This window comes from Bradyrhizobium sp. NBAIM08 (genome assembly GCF_020193935.1).
Taxonomy (GTDB): Bacteria; Pseudomonadota; Alphaproteobacteria; order Rhizobiales; family Xanthobacteraceae; genus Bradyrhizobium; species Bradyrhizobium yuanmingense.
The window spans coordinates 1-397 of sequence record NZ_JADYVR010001066.1 but is presented as its reverse complement, the minus strand read 5'-3'; the positions used below and the strand labels follow the sequence as shown (position 1 = coordinate 397).

At 70.0% G+C, this 397-nt stretch carries 1 protein-coding gene; it reads right to left on the bottom strand.

The window, feature by feature from the left end; all coding sequences use genetic code 11:
* Positions 1-2: 2 nt before the first annotated feature.
* The coding region (locus tag I6F37_RS43495) for a DUF742 domain-containing protein (protein WP_225154910.1) at positions 3-397 on the bottom strand (395 nt) is incomplete at its 5' end.

The window sequence follows — 397 nt, the reverse complement described above, 5'->3', positions numbered from 1 at the left end:
CCTCAGAGCGCCTTGAGTCCGTCGAGGACCCGTTCGAGAAGGGACACGTCGGAACTGGGAAGCGCGAGCTCGGCCGGGGTGGTGCTGCGGTCGAGGCGACCGGCGACGACCAGATCGCCCACGAGCACGCGGGCCACGCCGAGCACGACGCCGAGGTGGGCCGAGATCTCTGCGACCGAGATGGGCGAGCCCGCCAGATCGAGGATGCGTCGTTCCTCGGTCCCGACCTCGTGTCGCACCGACCGACCGCGGTCATTCGTGCGTACCAGGGTCTCGAGCGGGAGATCGATCGTCGGGCGCGTTCGACCACCGGTCAGCGCGTAGGGCCGGATGCGCATCATCCGGTCCACGTCGGCCGACCCGTCGAGAATCACCTCGCGAGCGCGCCCTGCAGCTC